Here is a 21,182-nt window from a genome sequence, read left to right as displayed (position 1 = left end):
CCACTTATTTCGTCACCGCGATCGATTTCCTGAACAACCCCAGACTGTAGATAAAGAACGCCAGTCCCATGCCACCAACCATCAGAAATTGTGGCCAGACCGCGTTCAGTCCACCGCCGCGATAAATGATCACCTGCGAAAAACTGACGAAGTGGCGCGAGGGAAGCAGGAATGTCAGGTATTGCAGCCAGCGTGGCTGACTCTCCACGGGAGTGGTCCCCCCAGAGAGCAGTTGCAGCACAATGACAATCAGGATGATCAGCAGCGAGAACTGCGCCATGGACCGAGCGATTGTCCCTAGAAAAATTCCCAGAGCTGTCGCGAAAAACAGATACAGGATCACTCCCGAGAGCCAAAGGGGGAGCGAGCCTGCGAAGGGGACTTGCAACGCCCACTTCACCACCAGAAACAGCGACGCCACCGTGGCCAGCAGAATCACGAAGCCGTTTGCCAGCACTTTGGCCATGGCGATTTCGAAGGCACTGAGAGGCATCACCAGCAGATGTTCGAGCGTGCCATGTTCCCTTTCGCGCAAGACCGCCGCTCCAGTCAGCACCACGGTCAGCAGGGTGATTTGATTAATGATCGCCACGACTCCCGTCCGCCAGGCAGAAACGCCGTTCGGGTTGAACAGTTTCCGAATCACCAGATTGACCGGAGGTTCGTACCGCTGATCGGTGCGTGATAGAAAGCTGGTCACGCGTTCCGTCAGAATGTTCCTGATATATCCTGAGCCGACCCCTGCCTGCTGCATGGCCGTCGCATCGATGTTGAGCTGAATCGAAGCATCGCGTCCGGCGCGCAGATCAAGTTCAAACCGGGGCGGAATGACCACCACGAACATGAACTTTCCCCGGTCCATCGCGTTTTCAACTTCGCTCGCCTGAATTAGCTGCGGTTGCTGAAAGCGAGGCGGATAGAATGAGTTCATGAGCTCTTTTGACAGCGTTGAGCCGTCCTCGTCGACGAACGCCAGCGAGGCATTGTTGACCTCACTCGACGTCCCCGTCGCCTGGATGTAAATGGCTCCCGTAAAGGCGTAGATCACAAACAGCAACATGACCATGTCGCTGAAGAGGCTCCGCAGCTCCTTGATTCCCAGCCAGAAGATGTTGAGAAGCGATTTCGAGTTCATCGTTCCTGCTTTCTCAAACCGATCATGCTGAGCAGCCAGAGAACAGGAATACAGCAGGCGAGGAACATGAGGTCCGGCAGCATCAGGCCTGCCCGCAGACCTTTGGTATACGCCCCCACGCTGGAATGCATGTAGTAGGTCGTGGGCCAGATCGCTCCGATCAGGCGGGCCCGCCCTTCCAGAGTCGACACCGGCTGCATCAGTCCCGAGAACTGAATCGTGGGCATAATGGTGATGATGGCTGTGATGAAGACCGCCGCGACCTGACTGCTGGTGAAGGTGGAAATCAGCATGCCGATGCCGGTGGTGACCGTCACATAGAGAAGCGTACAGGCGAGCAGCATCAGGAAGCTCCCCTTGATCGGTACCCCGAAGACGAACAATGCCATTCCGACCAGAATCAGAAAGTTGATCATCCCGATCAAGATGTAGGGAATCTGTTTCCCTAGCAGGTACTCGATTCGTCGTGTCGGAGTGACGTAGAAGTTGATCATCGAGCCCAGCTCTTTTTCACGCACAATGCTGACCGCCATCAGAATCGCGGGAATCAGAATCAGCAGCAGAGCGGGCACACTGGGAACAATGGAGTAAATGCTTTCAAACGAAGGATTGTACACGTAGCGGTCCTCAATCTGCGCCCTCCCCACCGGCGAGTGGAACTGCAGTCCGTTCGCCGGATCACTCAGCATGGTGTACTGCACTCCCTGCACGTACTGCGCAATATTCTCCCCGCGAAACGTGTCGGCTCCGTCGACCTGAGCCAGCACTTCGGCCGGAACTCCTTTTCGGAGGTTTCTCCCGAAATTGGGCGGAATCTCGAGCAGCAGAGAGATCTTGTCCGACTGCAGCTGCTGCAGCGCTTCTCCGGCTGACTGGACCGGCGGCATGCGGTTGAAATAGCGGCTTGTGCCGGCGAACTGTTCAAGAAAAGCCCGACTCTCCGGAGACTGGTCGAGATCCATCGTGGCGTAGCGAATGTGTTCGATGTCGGTGGTCAGCCCGAATCCGAAAGCGAGCATCAGCAGCGCCGAGCCCACGAAGGCGAACAGTAGCCGCACCGGATCGCGGAGAATTTGTACTGTTTCGTTGCGGGTGTAGGCCAACATTCGCCCGATCGCGACCTGAGAGCCGGAAGGGGAGGAATGCTCGGCAGCGGCGATGGGTGGGGTTGCTTCGGCTGCGAGTCCTTCTTGGGCATCTCCCCGCACATTCTCGGCAACGGCATCTTCCATGTAACCGATGAATGCTTCTTCCAGATTGGCCGCACCCCGTCCGTCGATCAGCTTTTGCGGAGTATCGCAGGCCAACACCTGACCGGCATGCATCAGTGAAATCCGGTCGCAGCGCATTCCTTCATTCATGAAGTGAGTTGTGATGAAGATGGTCACCCCCTGCTCACGCGACATCTCGATCAACAGTTCCCAGAAGCTGTCCCGCGCCACAGGATCGACCCCGGACGTCGGTTCATCCAGAATCAGGATCTCCGGCCCGTGCAGCACCGCGACGGCCAGCGACAACCGTTGACGCAGGCCCATCGGCAGTTCCCCGGCAGGGGCATGGAGATGATCCCTCAGGCCAAATTTCTCCACCAGCTCTTCAATCCGCTCCTTCGCTTTGTCTGCGGGCAGGTGGAAAAGCCTCGCATCCAGAACGAGATTTTCCAGCACGGTCAGTTCGCCATAAAGCGAAAATGCCTGAGTCATGTAGCCGAGATTCTGCCGGACCTCCAGACTCCCGGCCTCCACCGAATTTCCAAAGAGCGTTGCGGTTCCCTCTGTCGGAGGGAGCAAACCGGTCAGCATCTTCATGGTGGTCGACTTCCCGCAGCCGTTCGATCCGAGAAACCCGAAGATTTCTCCCCGCTGAATGGACAGTGTGACGTGATCGACTGCCACAAAATCGCCGAACCGGCGGGTCAGCCCCTGCGCATCGATGACAACTTCGGTCAGATTGTCTCCACGCGGGGGAATCACCAGTTCCTGGTGTCCCATACGCCGTTCTTCCGGAAGCAAGGCGACGAAGCATTTTTCAAGATCGGTCGTCCGGGTCTGCTGCATCAGCTGGATGGGAGCCCCGGTCGCCAGCACTTTGCCGTCATCCATAGCGACGATCCAGTCCCATTGCTGGGCTTCGTCCATGTAGGCGGTCGAGATCACCACGCTCATGCCGGGGCGCTGCTCCCGGATTTCATCGATCAGCGACCAGAACTGCCTTCGGGAAAGAGGATCAACCCCAGTCGTCGGCTCATCGAGAATCAACAGATCCGGGTCGTGAACGAGTGCTCCGCACAGGCCGACTTTCTGCTTCATCCCCCCCGAGAGCTTTCCGGCAGGACGATGGGCAAAGGGGGCCAGACCGGTTGCCTGCAGCAGGGCCTGGATGCGTGCGGGCCGTTCGGCCGCGGTCAGGCCGAACAGCTGCGCCATGAAGTCGACGTTGTCGTAAACACTCAATTCCAGATAGAGATTCTTGCCGAGTCCCTGCGGCATATAGGCGATTCGGGGACAGGCTTCTCGCCGGTGCCGCGCGTCGGCCATATCTCCATCCAGAACGATCACCCGTCCCTGCTGAATCACCTTCGAACCGGCGATCAAGGCCATCAGTGTCGACTTGCCCACGCCGTCGGGACCGACGATTCCCACCATCTGTCCGCGGGGGATCTGCAGGGACAGGCTGTCGAGCGCGAGAGTTCGACCGTAGCGGTGCGTAACCTCTGTCACCGAAACAACGGAGTTGCCGCTCGCGGGGTCTACGGACATCATGAGGTCGCGATCAAGGAGAGGTGGAGAACCTGCGGCAACGTCATTTCCCGGCGGCGGGAGAATCCGGGACGGCATTGGGATTGTCTGCTGCCGTCGCCGATGGACTGACCGGTGCGAGCTTTTCGGGCGGTGAAACCAGATTCTGAAGAAATGCGGGCCACTGGGCAGATTCGTCAACTTTCACATAGCCGACACCGCGCACTCCGGTTTTAACCCGTTCGATGTAGGAAGAGACAAGTTCTTCGGGAACCTGAATCTTGACCCGGAACATCAGCTTTTCCCGTTCGCTTTTTGTTTCCACCTGTTTGGGAGTGAATTGGGCCTCGGGAGAGACAAAGCTGACCGTCCCCGCCGCGGCACGGCCAGGGGCGTGATCGACCGTCACGCGGGCTTCCGCACCGATTTTCAAACGCGAGGCCCACTCCGCCGGGAGAAAGATCTCCATGTAGACATCTTCGAGGTTGACCAGCGTCAGGGCCTTACCCCCCGCGCTCAACACTTCTCCTTCTTCCGCCAGCCGATACAGCACGCGTCCACGGACGGGCGATTTCAACGTTGCGTCGTCGATGCGGGTTTGAATTTTTGCTTCGTTCGCTTCGGCAACTTCCACTTCCTGCATCGCAGTTCGCAACTTGGCCTCATCTTCGGCGAGCGAAGCAATCTGCACCTGCAGATTGGCGTGCCGACGATCAAACTCCTGTTGCGTCCCGGCCGCCGTGTCCAGCAGTTTCTTGTAACGGTCGAATTCGATCTGAGCGAGAGCCAGCTCGCTCTTGCGACGAACAATCGACGAAGTGTTGACCGCAACCCGCTCCTTCGCAGAGGCCACACTCGCCTTGGCTTCGGCCAGTTCGGCGGCGAGTGTCGAAATATCCATCTCGACCAGCACCTGATCCCGGCTGACGAGTGCCCCTTCCTTGACAAGAATTTTCTTCACCCGCAGCGATTCACGGGCGGCAATATCAACGAGCTTGGCCTCAATCCGACCATTTCCTGAAACGATCCCTGCAGGCAGGGGCGACTGCAACGATTGCCAGACCTGATATCCGGCAAAAGCGGTGCCTGCGAGGCCGAGCAGCACGACAGCCAGAAGTTTCTTGGACATCGGTAGCCATTCCAGAATGGGAGAAACAGCGATCAGCGCGAAGTCTCCCACATCCCTAGGCCCCTCGCAAGTTTGCACCACCGCGGAAGATGGGCGTTGTGGAGCAATCACTCAACAGGCTGTGACTTTTCGTCACGACCCGCGTTAACGATCGCGAATTCCGGGAATGCCTTTCTCTGTTCCCGGAGAAAGGGCATAATGCCGAAGGTCGATCAGGTTGATTTCGTTCGCGCATCCGCAACCAGGCGCATCCGAACGTTCTCTGTTCTCAACTTCGACGGGTTGGTTGAAGTCCCCCTGCAGGAGTCCATCGTTGTCGACTGCAATCCCTCAAGCTCGCTCTACCCGCACACTTCCGGTGCCACTTTCAACCGAAGAATTACGCAAGCTCGACGCTTACTGGCGGGCGTCGAATTATCTTTCGGTCGGGCAGATTTATCTGCTGGATAATCCTCTGCTCAGGCAGCCCCTCGAACGCCGGCACATCAAACCCAGACTGCTCGGTCACTGGGGGACTTCCCCCGGTCTGAATATGTTGTATGTGCACCTGAACCGGGTCATCAAACGGGATGATCTCAACATGATTTATGTCATCGGTCCGGGCCACGGTGGCCCGTCGCTGGTGGCACATGCCTATCTGGAAGGAACGTACAGCGAGTTTTATCCGAATATCAGTCAGGATACGCAGGGACTGAAGCGACTCTTCAAACAGTTCAGTTTTCCCGGCGGAATCCCGAGCCATGTTGCTCCTGAAACACCGGGGAGCATTCATGAAGGGGGGGAACTCGGCTACGCCCTCAGCCATGCTTATGGAGCAGCGTTCGACAATCCCGATCTGATTGTGGCCTGCATCGTCGGCGACGGCGAAGCAGAAACCGGACCGCTCGCCACCGGCTGGCACGGTAACAAGTTCCTTAACCCGGCCCGCGATGGGGCTGTGCTGCCGATCCTGCATCTGAACGGTTACAAGATCGCCAATCCCTGCTTTCTGGCCCGAATTCCCCGCGATGAGCTGCAAAAGTACTTCGAAGGCATGGGCTACAGGCCTTATTTCGTCGAAGGACATGACCCGGAACTCGTCCATCAGGAACTCGCCGCGGTCATGGATGAGGCCCTCGCCGAGATTCAGAACATCTGGAAGGAAGCGCGGTCACAAGGAGTCGTGCGCCGTCCGGCGTGGCCGTTGATTGTGTTCCGGACTCCCAAGGGCTGGACCTGTCCGCCGGAGATCGATGGCAAGAAATGTGAAGACTACTGGCGCAGTCATCAGGTCCCAATGGGAGATATGGACAAACCCGAGCACATTCGCATCCTCGAAGGCTGGATGCAGAGCTACCGCCCCGAAGAACTCTTCGATGCCAACGGAAAATTCCTCGACGAACTGGCCGATCTGGCTCCCCGGGGCCCGCGCCGGATGAGTGCCAATCCTCATGCGAACGGCGGCCTGCTGTTGCGGGACCTGAAGCTGCCGGACTTCTGCGACTATGCGGTGGAGGTTACCTCTCCGGGTGCCACTCAGGCCGAGTCAACGCGGGTGATGGGCAAGTACCTGCGTGACGTCATGAAGCTGAATTTGAACAGCAGTAACTTCCGCCTGTTCAGCCCTGATGAAAATAATTCCAACCGCTGGCAGGATGTGCTCGACGTCACGAACCGCTGTTATATGGCGGAGATCTATCCGGAAGATGACCATCTCTCCCCGGATGGGCGAATTATGGAGGTCCTGAGCGAGCATCAGTGTCAGGGCTGGCTTGAAGGCTATCTGTTAACCGGCCGCCACGGATTCTTTTCGTGCTACGAAGCGTTCATCCACATCATCGACTCGATGTTCAATCAGCACGCGAAGTGGCTGAAGGTCTGCAACCAGATTGACTGGCGGAGATCGATCGCCTCTTTCAACTATCTGCTCAGCTCGCATGTGTGGCGTCAGGATCACAACGGCTTCTCACACCAGGATCCGGGATTCCTCGACCATGTGGTGAACAAGAAAGCGGAGGTGATCCGCGTCTATCTGCCGCCCGATGCGAACTGTCTGCTTTCAGTCACCGACCATTGCCTGCGCAGCCGCAACTACATCAACGTCATCGTCGCCGGCAAACAACCGGCACCGCAGTGGCTGACCATGGATCAGGCAGTGAAGCATTGCACACAGGGAATCGGCATCTGGGACTGGGCCAGCAACGACAAAGGCTGCGATCCTGATGTCGTCCTCGCCTGTTGTGGTGACGTCCCGACGCTGGAGACACTGGCGGCGGTCAGTCTGCTCCGCGAGCATCTCCCCGAACTGAAAGTGCGTGTGGTCAACGTGGTCAATCTGATGAAGCTGCAGCCCGCCAGTGAGCATCCACACGGACTGAGTGATCGCGATTTCGACACCCTGTTCACCAAAGACAAGCCGGTTATTTTCGCGTTTCACGGCTATCCCTCGCTGATTCATCGGCTGACGTATCGCCGCACCAATCACAGCAATCTGCACGTTCGTGGATACAAAGAGGAAGGGACCACCACGACTCCCTTCGACATGGTGGTGCTCAACAGCCTCGACCGTTTCCATCTCGTCGGCGATGTGATTGATCGTCTCCCGCAGCTGGGAGCACGTGCCGCCTATTTCAAGCAGGCCCTGCAGGAAAAACTGATCGACCACAAGCGGTATATCGCGGAATACGGAGACGACATGCCGGAGATCAGCGGCTGGAAATGGGGACAGAAGTCACCCCGCACTTCCCGCAATACGTCGACGGAAGGGGACAACGACTGACTGGCGGGGGACGGCGCAAATGAGAACAGCCTCCCGTTGGTTCAGAAGTTGTGACGACCGCAAGGCATTCTGGTGTCATGAAGATTCTCCTCCTGAACGCCGGCTCCAGCAGCCTCAAGGCGACTCTGGCCGATGCTGCCAGCGGGGCCACTCGCAGCAGTGCGACCGTGGACTGGTCCAGCTCGCCGACGCAGTACCAGCTGCAGCCGGAGGGCGAAGAGAAGACCCGGCAAAATGCAGACTGGAAAGGCTTCGCGCAGGCCGTCCGGCAAGTCATTGAGGATCTGCTCCCTGGAGGTTCTGCTCGCGCCGGCGAAGTGGCTGCGGTGGGACATCGGATCGTCCACGGGGGGAAATTCACTTCCGGTGTCCTCATGACTCCGGAAGTCCGCGACCAGATTTCAGCGCTCGTGGAGCTCGCGCCGTTGCATAACCCGCCCAGTCTGGAAACGCTCGCTGCCGCCGAGACCGCACTTCCGGGTGTCCCGCAAATTGCCATCTTCGACACGGCATTTCATGCCACTCTTCCGCCGGCAGCGTACACCTACCCCGTGCCGCAGGAATGGACACAGGACTGGGGAATCCGCAGATATGGCTTTCATGGGCTGAGCCATGCCTACTGCGCCCGCCGGGTGGCTGAGTTGATGAACCGCCCGCTGTCCGATCTGAAAATCGTGATCTGCCATCTCGGGAATGGTTGTTCCTCGACAGCGGTCCAGTCCGGCAAATCGGTTGAGACCACCATGGGGTTCACCCCACTGGAAGGGCTGATGATGGGAACACGCTCGGGGTCGATCGATCCCGGCGTGGTCCTGCATGTGCAGGGACAGGGACTGACCGCAGACGATGTCGAAACGATTCTGAATCGTCGCTCAGGACTGCTGGGAGTCTCTGGAATTTCCGGCGACATGCGGCAGGTGGAGGGGGCGGCCGAGGCGGGACAGCCGGCGGCCCGTCTGGCAGTCGACATCTACGTCCATCGCCTGCGGCAGGCAATTGGAGCGTTGGCGGTGACGATGGGGGGCCTGGATGCGCTGGTTTTTACCGCGGGAGTGGGGGAAAATTCCAGCGAGATCCGTCGCCGGACCTGCGAGGGGCTCGAGTGTCTGGGACTTCAGATCGACAATGCTGCGAATGTCCGCTGCCGTCCGGATCAGGAGATCGCGCTCCCTCGCTCCCGGGGACGGATCTTTGTCATCGCCACCCGCGAGGATCTCACGATGTTCGAAGAGGTGCGCAGGGTGCTGACGGAGAAGGGCTGACAGCAGGTCCTCTCTCTGCCAGCAGACCGCTTCCCGCAATGCTGAGAACAAGTCGCCAACGTTCACTTCGGATCGTAGATCCCGGGAATTCCGACCACGTTCGAGGCCTTGGGAGCCGCTTCCAGAATGACGTTCAGCCGACCTTCACGCATGGAGACGCTGTAAGTCCGGATCACAACGGGAGGCTGATTCCCTTTTGGGGGCAGGCTGAATGTCGCCGGCAGTGTGACGTTCTTGAGGCTCTCCGTGATTTTCTGCTTGAGCACCGGCTCGACAAGGGCCGCCATCGTCACCACGTTGTCAGGATTCACCGGTTTAATGGATTTCAATGTGGGGCGGATCTCGACATTGTCGCCGGTGAGGACCGGGACAATGGAGAGCGTAATGATCTGCGGCGGCATTTCCTTCCCGACGGTCAGCCGGACCGCGAGCCGGATCTCGAGCAGAATTTCATTGCCGTAGAAACTCAAGGAAAAAGGACGCTCGGAGTCGAGGATCAGCGTGGCCATCTGCGGCGGTTCGTTGAGTCCTCCGGAAAGATCCCCCTGCAGCAGCTTGCCGAGGGAGGCATCGGAAATTTCGCGACCCGCCAGCGAGAACCGCGACAGGACATCGTCCAGCAATGACTCGTGAATACTGACAATCAGCTGGTCACTGACCGAGACATCTGCCGACGACAGGCTCGCAGCCTGCCATGGAGTCCGTCGGCTTTTGGCAGCAAGGTCCGGCACCGGGACGACCGGCTTCCCCTGAAACGGGTCGGCCGGAACGGGCCAGGCATCCTGCACCGGGGCGAACGTCGGAGTCGACAGCGTCGATCGGAAGCTCGCCGCCCAGAGCACCGCATCATCGGTCGACGAAGCGCGGACAATTTCCGGGTCGAGACCCTTCATCGCCAGCAGACGCTTAAATGAACTGAGCCGGTCATTGATTTTCGAAAGCTGCTGGTCCAGCTCATTGTTGAATCGGGGACCGACATGGCTGGTAATCCGCATGGCGGTCAGCCAGTCCGTCGAGGGACGACGCTGCTCCACCGCGTTCAACACGGTGTTTGTGGCAATCCGCCCCAGAATGGGAATGCCGCTGACGGCGGTCATCGCCCCGACCGGACGCTGGTTGGTCGTCAGGTAGGCAGACGGACTGCGGGTCGTGAGCATCCGGCCATCGAATTCGACCTGCTTGGAAAGCTGGAACTGCGACGCCCCGTCCAGATGCACGGTCGCCTGGGGAGTGGTCACGACAGTGTGGTGCAGCGTCTGGCCGTTGAGCAGAATTTCGAATTTGGCTGCCCGGGGATCAGGGACAGCATCGAACGACGTGGTGGCGGTGGTCCGCTGGCTCCCACGAATCGTCATCCCGGGCTCCTGATTGGAAACCGGTCCTTCATCCAGATTGTCCGTCTCGACAATTCGATTGGCGAACCCTTCACCCAGAAGAATGCAGATCTGGTGATCGTCGGCCAATCGCTGCAGCACCTCCGTTCCACGAACGCGGACGGGAGAGGCTGGCTGGGCGAAGGCTGTGATTGACGCGAAGAGAGTTGGAGCGGTGGCGAGCGCCAGAGCGGACCACCCTTTTCGCCCAAAACCTGCACTGCGGGCCGAAGAACTTCGTCCGGACAGAGAGTTAAAGATGGAACTTAACATGCGGGGAGACCCCTGCGCCCGTGCTGGTGAGCCGGCAACAATCGCTGCCGGCCCGTAAGTTTACCCGCCTGCCTGGGATGAGAAGAGATCGAATTTACGAATTCACGCTGTTCGACCGTTCCGGAAATTGCATTCTGTGGCTCGGTGCAACGAGGGAAATCCGGCAATTCAGGGAAACTGTGTTGCCTGGGGGCAATTTCGCACCTAAATGTTGAAGGTAGACGCGGGTTGCGCCTCGACAGGGTCTCCGAAAATGCGGAAGTTGCTGAAGCACGCTGATGTATTGGCTTTAGCGGCGGTTGTCGCCGCCGTACTGGGTACGGTCATTGTCCTCGACCGGAAGGGGGCCGATGCGGACGAATCAGGCTTGCTTGCCGGTTCGTCGGCACTGTATCAGGGACGCCCCCTGAAGCCGAATACCGATCCTGCCATTTCTGCCCAGTCTGCCATCCCGGAGACTCCGGTCCAGGTCCCCAAAGATGCGGATACCGTACAGGCAAGGCTCCCACTTCCGAAGCCCTACGAAAAGGACGTGGTCCATCTGGGGCACGGCGCCTCGCTCGGAGGCAAGCTCCCCTTCCCTCCCGACAACCCCTGGAATCAGCCCATCGACCATCTGCCGGTCGACCCGATGTCCGATGTGATCATCAACAAAATCGGCCGGGACAAGAACGTCCACCCCGACTTCGGTTCGGGAGAATGGAACGGTGCCCCCATCGGCATCCCTTATGTCGTGGTTTCCGGCACACAGCCCAAGGCCCCTATTGCCTACACGGCCTATGGGGATGAAAGTGATCCTGGTCCGTATCCAATTCCCGGTGATGCCATGATCGAAGGAGATCCCAACGTCGATGGAGACCGCCACGTCCTCGTGATCGACCGGGATGACTGGAAGCTGTACGAACTGTTCCGGGCCTTTCCGATTGCCAATGGCCGACTCTGGCGGGCGGAGTGCGGCGCCATTTTTGACCTGAAAACGAATGACCTCCGCCCTGAAGGCTGGACGAGCGCCGACGCTGCGGGGCTTCCCATCTTTCCCGGACTGGCCCGTTACGACGAAATCGTGGAACAGAAGGAGATCAAACACGCGCTGCGTTTTACGGTCGCGAAAACACGTCGGGCCTATGTCCCCCCGGCCCGGCACTGGGCCAGTCGGCACACCGACCCTTCATTGCCGCCGCTGGGAATGCGGGTCCGCCTGAAAAAGGATTTCGATCTGACTCCATTCCCGCCGGAAGCCCAGGTCGTACTCACCGCCCTGAAGAAATACGGAATGTTTCTCGCCGACAATGGAAGCGACTGGTTTATCTCCGGAGCACCCGACCCGCGCTGGAATGACGATGCCCTGCGCACCTTGAAGAAGGTCCACGGCGGCGATTTTGAAGTCGTGCAGATGGAAGGGCTGGTCAGCGACCAGTGACACGCTACGGGAGATGCGCCGATCCGCGCGTGGACGCCATAATTACAGGGCGGCGCGGCGAGCGGTTCCGGAGCGCTCGATATGTTCCATGCCACACGCTCCCGCTGTCGGCAGAAGCTTCTTCGGATTGCATCGCCCCTCGGGGTTGAAGACCTGCCGGATGTCGGCCATGACCGCCAGATCCGAATCGGTGAACAGCCTGTTCATCAGGTTGATCTTCTCCACGCCGATTCCATGTTCTCCGGTCACGCTCCCTCCCAGTTCAATGCACTTCAGCAGAATCTCATCTCCCGCCGCGATGACCCGCTTCACTTGCTCTCCATCGCGCTCATCAAACAGCAGCACCGGGTGAATGTTTCCATCGCCCGCATGAAAAACGTTGACGATGCGAATGTGATGTCGTCGGCTGGTCTCCTCAATCGCCTGCAGAATCTCGGGCAGGCGGGTCCGCGGAACAACCCCATCCTGCGTGCAGCAGCTGGGGGCCAGTCGCCCGATCGCTCCGAACGCCTGCTTGCGACATTTCCACAGCAGGATCCGCTCTTCCGCCGTACGGGAACGACGCACCTCCCGAGCGTGATGCTGCTCACAGATTTCGATCACCTGTGCCCCTTCGGCGTCCATCGCCACTTCGAGTCCGTCGACTTCGATCAGCAGCACGGCACCGGCATCGAGCGGGAATCCGAAGTGGAAGGCTTCCTCGAGAGCACCGATGATCCCCTGGTCCATCATCTCCAGTGCGGCGGGAACAATACCAGCGCCGATAATGCCGCTGATCGCTTCGGTGGCAGCCTGCACCGTTTCGAAAACGGCCAGCATGGTTCGCACGCCAACAGCATCGCGGGTGAGTCTGACCCAGATTTTGGAAACGATCCCGAAGGTGCCTTCGCTGCCGACAAACAACCCGGTCAGATCATAGCCCGACGGCTCCTGGCAGGGGCCGCCGAACTGAACGACCTCTCCATCGGGCAGCACGACTTCGACTCCGAGCACGTGGTTGACTGTCACACCGTATTTCAGGGTGTGAGGTCCCCCGGAGTTCGTGGCCACGTTGCCGCCGATTGTGCAGGCTCCCTGCGAAGAGGGGTCGGGGGCGAAGTGAAAGCCCGTCCCTTTCAGTTTCTGGGTCAGATGCAGATTGATCATCCCCGGTTCGACCACGGCGTAACGGTCGCGAGTATTGATCTCCAGCACGTTCTTCATCCGCGTGGTGCAGATCATCACCCCACCCCCGACGGAAAGAGTCCCGCCGGCGAGGCTGGTTCCGGCTCCCCGGGGGACGAACGGAACATCGAATTTCCGGCAGACCCGGACGATGTCGGAAATCTGCTGCGTCGTTCGCGGGAACACGACGAGGTCGGGCACGCGCTTCTCGACGACGTAGCCGTCGCACTCGTACACCATTCGCTCATCGAGAGCCGACAACAACCCCTCTTCACCAACAATCTGTGAGAGTGCATCCCGCAACGAATTCTGCAGCTCGACTGCCATCAACCTCATCCCGCGCGATTCCGGAAAGCCGACAGCGATCCGTTCGCTGCCCGCATCTAGCCCCGATGGTATCAGGTTCAGGCAGAGTTGCGTAACGGGCGGGATTTCTGCGGAATTTCACGGCTTGGTCGCAGCGAGATACTCGTAGAAGACTGTGGCCAGATCGCCCCCGTAATCCTTCCAGTGCTCAGCTGAGGGAAAATCTTCCAGTCCGGCAATCCAATTGCAATTGAGTTCGTGAACGAGCCCGTCGATCCCGTATCGGGAGAGCCACCCCCCGCCAAGTGTTCCGGAATTGGTATAAGCATTCGGCATGATCGAACCTTCCCGGAACCAGGTATGCACCACCAGCAGCCCTTCGAGAGTTTTCATCCGCTGCAGATACCGCTCGACTTCCGGAATATCAGGCTTGGAGAAGTGCAGTTTCCCGTTGCCATCGTTGTGCAGCTCGATCGCCAGATGCGGCTTCTTACCGTTGCGGATCATCTCTTCCAGCCATTGTTCCAGCGCATAGTTCTCGGGAGCAAGTTCCGCATTTGCCGGTTCTTCCCAGTTCCGGTTGAGGTCCCGTCCCATTCCGTTGAAACGGCTGCGCCCGAGCACGACCCCATCCTTGTTGGCCATCGGCATGATGTAGACGCAGTAGCGTTCCAGAAATTTCCGGGCGTCATCATCGCCTTTCAGGAGTCGTTGAATGAGACCTTCCACGACCCAGCTCCCTCCCGACTCCCAGGGATGAGCCCGGGCACGCAGGAAGATGCGATAAGGAGCATCCTCTTTGCCAACCCGGACAATCTCCAGCGGACGATTGTCGACCGTCTTCCCGATATTTTTGATTTCGACCAGAGGATGCCCGGCAATCGACGTCAGTAACTTGTCGAGATCGGAAAGGCGATAGGGTTCGATGCGGGCGATATAGAGAATCGGCCCCGGCATGGTGATCTGCAGACGGACCCGGTTTCCCGGCAGGCTTTGAGTGCGATGCGGTTCCCAGTGGATGCCGTCGGCCGATGTCACAAAGGATTTCGTCGCGTCCCCCACCATCGAGTTCAGACCGTTCCAGACGTTGTTCAGATTGTTCACATCGAGGTTCAGCGTCGACCCCGGCTTCGCATGCACGCGAAAGTGAAAATGCAGCATCGCCCGGTTGGGAGCGGCATATTCGTGGTCGTACACGAAATAGAGCTGAATGTTCCCCTCCCCGTCGATTTCGTACCACAACGGAGAGGCATTCTCGAAAGTGTTCGCGATGAACTGCAGATCGGTCGCCACGGTCGGAACGAGAACTCTCCCGTAGTCCGGACCGGGCTTGATCGGGAGCGTCGACTGACGGTTGGCGGCAGGTGAAGGGTTCACAGCTGCGGGGAGCTGGGCGATGACATGCGAATTCAAAGAGCAAGCCAGCAGGCCCGCCAGAATCGCCGCAGCGCGCGAAAGGGGCAATGGAGAGCAGGTGCAGCGCATGGCCGACGTCCTATGTGGGGGCGGCAGCAGTGGACGCCGCAGCCGGTGAGACAAAACTCCACACGAGTTATCGACAACATATATATTATTCAACAGGCTGTCTACCGATCCGAATAGGGCCGCCCTGCAGACCGAATCCGTCAATGCTCAATCCAGAACCAGCGCCAAAGCGAGTTCTCAACTGCGATCGAGTCACGCGGTTACTTCCACGCGATCTGAGATGTTCTCAAGCAGCGCCGGGGCCGTCAGCGTTCAGAACTTCGACATACACATTTAGGGGCGGCCCGATCTCTGGCAATTCATCCGGACCGACCTCTTCGAGTTCCGAGTATGGAATTCCCTTGAGATACGGGCAGCCCACGACCTCATCGGCTGTGAGGGTCAGATCGGTGTGACAGCGGATTGGGCACCCGAAAGGGAGTTTCGCAGTTTCGTCTCCCGTGATGAGGCTGGTCCGTAATGTCCCGGACTGTTCGTCGAGCCACGCGTAGAAGACCATCGCACCCAGATTGAGCTCCCTGATTTGCTGCCGTCTCAACTCCTTCAGGCGACAGAGCAGCCAGGAGATGTCGTCGCTCGTCAGAGTGCAGGGGACTTCCCCGAAGCCGAAACTCACCATGTTCTCAATGGCCTGATGACATCCTTGCGGATCGACACAAAGGACGCCGCCCGAGACTTCGCGAATCCATTGGCCGAAGTCGTCGCGATTGCTTTGCAGTGTCGTCCTCCGTGTTCTCAAGAGAAGCTGCCGACAGGAGGCGGCGTCGGTCGGCAACGGGCATCTCGCCGCGACGTCGCCTGGGAGTCCATGTGGAAAGAGACTCCCGGCATCCGGAGGCTGTCGACCGTACGGGCTGAAGCTTGCCGGGGAACCGGCAGCGGCCGCATGGAGATCGCTTCCCGGAACGAGTCCGAAGAAGTGGACCTGCTTCGACAGGATCACTCAGATCAACTCAGGCATGGGGCGATATTTGTTCTGGTCGACCAGAAATCGCGGTCGACCCTGCAGGTCCGGGAGAGTCAACTGATCGGTGTCGATCCCCAGCGACTTGTAGAGCGTCGCGAAGATCTCCTGAAAATGGACGGGCCGTTCGGTCACCGTTTCTCCGAGACGGTTTGTGGCACCGATCACCTGTCCGTGCCGCATTCCTCCCCCGGCGAGCATCGCACAGGAGACCTGCGGCCAGTGGTCCCGTCCGGCGTTGACGTTGATTTTGGGGGTTCGACCGAACTCGCCCCACACGACGACGGAAACGTCATCCAGCAACCCGCGGTGGTCCAAATCCTCAATCAGGGCACTGACCGCCTGATCGAGCATCGGGAAGTCCTGGCGGGCGTGAACGAAGTTGTTGTAATGCCAGTCCCAGCGGCTGAAGGAGAGCGAGACACAGCGCACCCCGGCTTCAATCAGGCGACGAGCGAGGAGAAAGTTGGTCAGCAGCCGGGTGCTGCCGTCTTCCTGCAGGCGATCCTCTCCGTAACCGTAACGATCACGCAGTTCTCGCGGCTCGGCTTCGAGGTTGAGAGCATCGGCGAGCTTGCTCGATGTCAGGATGCCGAAGGCCTGCTGGTTGAAGGCATCGAGCCCCCGCATCATGCCGGACTGATCGACCGAGGATCGAAAGCGATCAAACGCCCCCAGCACCTGCTGCCGGTTCTTCAGCCGGTCGAGTGTAATGCCATTGAGAACGAGATCTTCTTTCCCGTCTCCCGCGGGGGTAAATGGTGCATGGGCCAGTCCGAGAAACCCTGGGGAGCCGTTATCGGCCCAGGGCATGAATCCCATCTTCGGGGAGAGCCCCACGTAGGCCGGGAGCGCCGGATCGCGAGCGCCCTGCACCTTGGAGAGCACAGACCCCAGAGCCGGCCAGCCACCGGGAGGCTGATTCCGATTGTCCTGGCCGGTCAGGCATTGAAAGGCGTAGTGCTGTCCAGTTGCGCCGACAACCGAGCGGATAAAGGTCACTTTGTCGGCGCAGGACGCCAGACGCGGAAAGTGTTCGCAGATTTCGACGCCAGGAACTTTGGTCTGAATCGAAGTGAATTCGCCCCGGACTTCGGCGGGGGCGTCCATCTTGATGTCCCACATATCCTGATGTGGAGGGCCGCCGGGAAGGTAGATCATGATGATCCCCTTGCCGTGCCCGTTCAGCCCGTGCTGCTGTTCTGCACGCAGCATCTGGGGAAGGGTCAGTCCACCCATCGCCAGGCTGCCGATTCGCAGGAAGGCTCTGCGGTCCAGCGTGTCGCACAGCGACATCTGCTTGCCGAGCAACGTTAACACGGTGGGCTCCTTTCTCCACTTCCTTGCGGGGAGGAATCTCAGGGCGGGCCCGAATCAGTCATTCCGGCTTCATGCTGGAATCATCGACCATTCGGATGCGAACTATTCAGTCTGTGTTGATGCGATTCGGAGGGACTTTCAAAAGTTGATGTTTAGCGAATGCATCGTACAGTCAAAACCCCAAGAGTCGTCATTCCCCTTCCAATCCAACGGGCTTCTTGACCTAAACAATTCTAGGCACGCAAGATGGGAAAGACTGAAAAAATTGGAGAAGGCCGATGCGATTTCAGAGGCGATTTTGCGGGGAATTCGTCGCAAGCAATTCCTGCATAATAAGATGAGCCGTTTTATCTGCATTCGCCCGCTAAGGAGGACCATCGGGTTGGCTGTCGCCGCCGAGCCGCTCTTCGACCCAGACTCTCAGCAGATTTTTGCCGCTATTGCGGAGTTGCCGGAGAACGGAATTCCATCGCTCGCGATCCAGTTGCTCGTGATAAGTCCTGATCAGCGAAGCCATTTGCCCTTCGCTCAGTACGGACAATAACGCCGGGAACAAATCCTCAATCACACGGCTCGACCGGCCCCGCTCTACATCGGAACAGACCGGGACGACACTTCGGGTGACATCCGAGAACTGGCTGCGGACGTACTCGACAGCGTCATGGATGGAATGCTCCTTCCGGGACTGGGGAGCCTGCCACTGGTAGGGCGGGTTCCATTCCAGCGCTGGACTCAAGAGATCGATGTGTGTCAGGCAGATCACCACCGGTGAGGGCTTGAGTGCATGCTGACCGTCATACCAGCGCTTCAGGTCATCCATTACCTTCCGATCTGCGGCTTTGGCGGGAGAGTGGGCATCGAGCACGAGGAGGACAACGTCGGCATCATGGAGTGCCTGCTGCACCTCCTGCATCTGTTCGCGGGTCGCGCCGGCATCGGCGTAACCGGGCGTGTCGAGGAGTGTCAGCTGGACCTCCGTCTCGGGGACCTGCACACGGTACCGCGCCACGTGACGAGTTTCGGGAAGAACATCGGAACTCGCCACCTTCTGGCCGATCAGGGCGTTGACCAGACTCGATTTCCCCGCCTTGACTTGCCCCACAAGGACGACCGTCAATGATTCAGGAGCCAGTTGCGGCGGCAGGGAGCGTGTCTGGCCGTAGGCATCCAGCCCCTGGCCAAAGGTCTGACGATAACGGTCCGCTCCCCCCCGCAGACGGCCGCTGTTCATTTCGATCAGATAGAAGCCGACCTGGCGAACAAAACGGAGGTAAATCGCAGCCAGCAGCTCCGTCTGCACCTCTTCGGCGATCGGGCCGACCGTCATCTGCGAGGTAAAATATTTCAGCACGTTCGCCGGGTTGATCAGCATCCCCGCAGCCCAGGCGGTGTTCTGGATGCGCCGGACCCACTTGGGAGCGTGTCGCAGCCAGCGCCACTGTCGAATGGTGACGAGCTGGCTTCCGGGCATGGAATCCAGCATCCAGCTTTCCAGGTCGTCGAGCGCCAGCCGGGCCGCAGCCAGAACTTCAAGAACGGTCAGATTCGAGACCGGGTCGGTCGACCGGGGATGGTAATGCCGGGCGAGTTCCTGCGCCAGCTCCTGCGAAAGATCGGCGTAGAACTGATAGTCGGTCAGCTGATCAGGATTGAGTTCATCGACGCGCTGCTGGTAGCGCCGAACGATCTGCAGGGCCTCTTCATCGCGACGGGTAAAGTGCCGCGGCGGTAACGGCGATTCCAGCACATGGAGCGGTTTGTCCTGCACCCAGAGCATGGAAACGAACCAGGTCAGGATCCAGAACGCAGGCAGAATCCAGAACGTCTGCAGAAACAGGCCCGTCTGCCAGAGCGCGTAAGCTCCCAGCCCGAGATACACCACGAGCGGGACAATCAGCAGAATCACCAGCGTGAGTGTGCGTCGTGTCAGCATGTTCTGCGATTGTGCGGGCGAACCGCAGTCCGGTCAAGCCGCGTCAACGCCTGGAGACCGATCAAATTTCCGGATTCATTGGCATCCGCTGATATCTCCGGACATAATTGCCAGCGATTGAATCGGAGGACCTTCTGCCGCGGTCGTTCGACCGATTTCCGGGTCATCGCCGGTTCCACTCACAGTCGTGTCGCTGCTTTCATTTCTCTCCATTTCGTTCGGGCGACACCAATCCAAGGGGCGATTCGATGGCTGGCGAGAACACTGATGCCGCGAAGAAAACGGTTACACTGGGTGACTTCGAGCTAAAACGTCAGCTGGGTAAAGGGGGGATGGGTGTCGTGTATCTCGCGCACCAGATCAGCCTCGACCGCGACTGCGCTGTGAAGGTCATGGCTCGGGAAATTGCAGCCAAACCGGGCTTTGTGGATCGCTTTATTCGTGAAGCCCGCTCGATGGCAAAAATCGCCCACCCCAATGTGGTGAGCTGTTATGCCGTCAGTGAACACAAAGGGAATCACTATGTCGCGATGGAGCTGATCGACGGCAAAAGCATGCAGGATTGGCTGAATCAGCTGGGAAAGATTCCCCTCCCGGATGCACTGCTGGTGACGATCATCTGCGGCGAGGCACTGCATTATGCGCATGAGCTGAACATGGTGCATCGCGATATCAAGCCGGACAATATCCTCGTCACCAGGAAAGGTGTCGTGAAGGTCGCCGACCTGGGCCTCGCGAAGGCGGTCGACGACGAGGACATGTCGCTGACTCAAAGCGGCACAGGGCTGGGAACGCCCCATTACATGGCCCCCGAACAGGCGCGGAATGCCAAGCGGGTTGATCGGCGCTGCGATGTCTACGCACTGGGGTGCACGCTGTATCATTTCGTCACCGGCAAGACCCCCTTCGCTGGCGGATCGATTCTGGAGTTGATCACCAACAAGGAAAAGGGGACGTTTACTCCCGCCCGGCGTCTGAATAATGAAGTCCCCGATCGATTGAACCTGATGATCGACAAGGCGATGGCCGCCGATCCTCAGCATCGCTACCAGAGTTGTGCCGACTTCATCAAGGACCTGGAGTCCCTCGGGCTGGAATCGGAGGCGCTCACGTTCATTTCCGACGATCAACGGGTGGTGGTCCGTCGCAAAGCCGCCTCGACGATCATCGGGGGACAGACCCGGCCGGGCCTTGCTCCCCAGAAAAAGTCCGGAACCACGCCAGCCGGCGCCAAGTCGGCACCCACGTCGAAATTCGAGACCAGCTGGTTTGTGCAGGTTCCGGATGCCAAGGGGAAACCGAGCATTATGAAGATGACGGCGGTGCAGGTGATGACCGCGATGAAGAACGACAAATTCGACGAGAAAACCAGGGCCAGCGTGAACGCCAAAGGACCATTCCTCCCCCTGGCTCAGATTCCTGCATTTGATGAAGAAGCCCGCAAAATGCTCACCCGCCTGCATGCCCACGTGCAGGAGAAGAGCCTCAAAACGGAATACAACAAACTGGCCAAGCAGTACGAACGGCGCAAGATCTGGCGCGCGCTGCACAACATGTTGAACAACACTCTGGGAATGATGAGCCTTGTTGTCTACCTCGCGGCTCTCGCAGCGGTGGGAGTCGGCCTCTACTACCTGATCCCGTGGGTCTACTCGCTGGTGGCGACCAATCTGGGAGCGAAATAACAGCGGCACGAGGACAGCCCCTTGTGTGGAGCTTCCCGATCGGAATGCGGCCGCCGCGGGACGGGGGGCGGGAAGTCTCAGCATCGGGCTTCTCTCCTCAATCGCTGTGCAAAACTTGCAAACTGCGTTGCAAATCCCGCCGACGGCGGGAAGGGGCGCCGGCAGCGATTCCGGCCGATTCTGCCGGTCGAGCAACAGCGTGCACGTCGATTCGTGCAATCTGGAGCGATTACTGCG

General features: G+C 59.1%; 13 protein-coding genes. 4 read left to right on the top strand and 9 right to left on the bottom strand.

Annotation, left to right across the window (positions count from 1 at the left end):
* Positions 1-4: 4 nt before the first annotated feature.
* From SH664x_RS08035 to SH664x_RS08025, 3 genes are read right to left on the bottom strand one after another with little or no spacing between them, the layout of a single operon-like run.
* Positions 5-1,135 carry an ABC transporter permease gene (locus tag SH664x_RS08035; RefSeq protein ID WP_437206541.1) on the bottom strand — a complete coding sequence of 377 codons (1,131 nt, stop codon included), beginning with the start codon at positions 1,133-1,135 and terminating at the stop codon, positions 5-7.
* Positions 1,132-3,897: a ribosome-associated ATPase/putative transporter RbbA gene (gene rbbA / locus SH664x_RS08030; protein ID WP_437206539.1), complete on the bottom strand. Its 2,766-nt coding sequence runs from the start codon at positions 3,895-3,897 to the stop codon at positions 1,132-1,134. Before rbbA ends, SH664x_RS08035 begins: the two co-directional genes overlap by 4 nt.
* A 40-nt stretch (positions 3,898-3,937) precedes the next feature.
* Positions 3,938-5,113, bottom strand: a complete 1,176-nt coding sequence (locus SH664x_RS08025; RefSeq protein ID WP_437206538.1) for an HlyD family secretion protein — start codon at positions 5,111-5,113, stop codon at positions 3,938-3,940.
* 202 nt (positions 5,114-5,315) lie between these two features.
* Between SH664x_RS08025 and SH664x_RS08020 the strand changes: the two genes are divergently transcribed.
* Positions 5,316-7,760: a phosphoketolase family protein gene (locus tag SH664x_RS08020; protein ID WP_437206537.1), complete on the top strand. Its 2,445-nt coding sequence runs from the start codon at positions 5,316-5,318 to the stop codon at positions 7,758-7,760.
* A gap of 77 nt (positions 7,761-7,837) precedes the next feature.
* Positions 7,838-9,022: an acetate/propionate family kinase gene (locus SH664x_RS08015; RefSeq protein WP_437206535.1), complete on the top strand. Its 1,185-nt coding sequence runs from the start codon at positions 7,838-7,840 to the stop codon at positions 9,020-9,022.
* 62 nt (positions 9,023-9,084) lie between these two features.
* On the opposite strand, the gene SH664x_RS08010 is transcribed toward SH664x_RS08015, so the two are convergent.
* Positions 9,085-10,668, bottom strand: coding sequence for a hypothetical protein (locus SH664x_RS08010; RefSeq protein ID WP_437206533.1), 1,584 nt, complete (start codon positions 10,666-10,668; stop codon positions 9,085-9,087).
* 253 nt (positions 10,669-10,921) lie between these two features.
* Here SH664x_RS08010 and SH664x_RS08005 point away from each other — a divergent pair, with 253 nt between their 5' ends.
* The gene (locus SH664x_RS08005; RefSeq protein ID WP_437206531.1) at positions 10,922-12,088 is read left to right on the top strand and encodes a hypothetical protein; all 1,167 of its coding nucleotides are present in this window, start codon (positions 10,922-10,924) and stop codon (positions 12,086-12,088) included.
* A 42-nt stretch (positions 12,089-12,130) separates the two neighbouring features.
* On the opposite strand, the gene SH664x_RS08000 is transcribed toward SH664x_RS08005, so the two are convergent.
* The 5 genes from SH664x_RS08000 to SH664x_RS07980 form a co-directional block, all read right to left on the bottom strand.
* The gene (locus tag SH664x_RS08000) at positions 12,131-13,579 is read right to left on the bottom strand and encodes an FAD-binding oxidoreductase (RefSeq protein WP_437206530.1); all 1,449 of its coding nucleotides are present in this window, start codon (positions 13,577-13,579) and stop codon (positions 12,131-12,133) included.
* A gap of 117 nt (positions 13,580-13,696) precedes the next feature.
* Positions 13,697-15,043 carry a M14 family zinc carboxypeptidase gene (locus SH664x_RS07995; RefSeq protein ID WP_437206528.1) on the bottom strand — a complete coding sequence of 449 codons (1,347 nt, stop codon included), beginning with the start codon at positions 15,041-15,043 and terminating at the stop codon, positions 13,697-13,699.
* A 226-nt stretch (positions 15,044-15,269) separates the two neighbouring features.
* Positions 15,270-15,986, bottom strand: a complete 717-nt coding sequence (locus tag SH664x_RS07990; RefSeq protein WP_437206526.1) for a hypothetical protein — start codon at positions 15,984-15,986, stop codon at positions 15,270-15,272.
* The gene (locus SH664x_RS07985; protein WP_437206524.1) at positions 15,987-17,327 is read right to left on the bottom strand and encodes a DUF1501 domain-containing protein; all 1,341 of its coding nucleotides are present in this window, start codon (positions 17,325-17,327) and stop codon (positions 15,987-15,989) included.
* Between the two features lie 364 nt (positions 17,328-17,691).
* On the bottom strand, positions 17,692-19,260 hold the full coding sequence (locus SH664x_RS07980) for a GTPase (RefSeq protein ID WP_437206523.1): 1,569 nt from the start codon (positions 19,258-19,260) through the stop codon (positions 17,692-17,694).
* Positions 19,261-19,508: 248 nt separating this feature from the next.
* Here SH664x_RS07980 and SH664x_RS07975 point away from each other — a divergent pair, with 248 nt between their 5' ends.
* Positions 19,509-20,945, top strand: a complete 1,437-nt coding sequence (locus SH664x_RS07975; RefSeq protein WP_437206521.1) for a serine/threonine protein kinase — start codon at positions 19,509-19,511, stop codon at positions 20,943-20,945.
* The last annotated feature ends 237 nt before the right edge of the window (positions 20,946-21,182 follow it).

Source organism: Planctomicrobium aquicomposti (assembly GCF_051466325.1).
Lineage (GTDB): Bacteria > Planctomycetota > Planctomycetia > Planctomycetales > Planctomycetaceae > Planctomicrobium.
The sequence above is the reverse complement of the archived record's forward strand: the minus strand, read 5'-3'. Positions and strand labels throughout refer to the sequence as shown.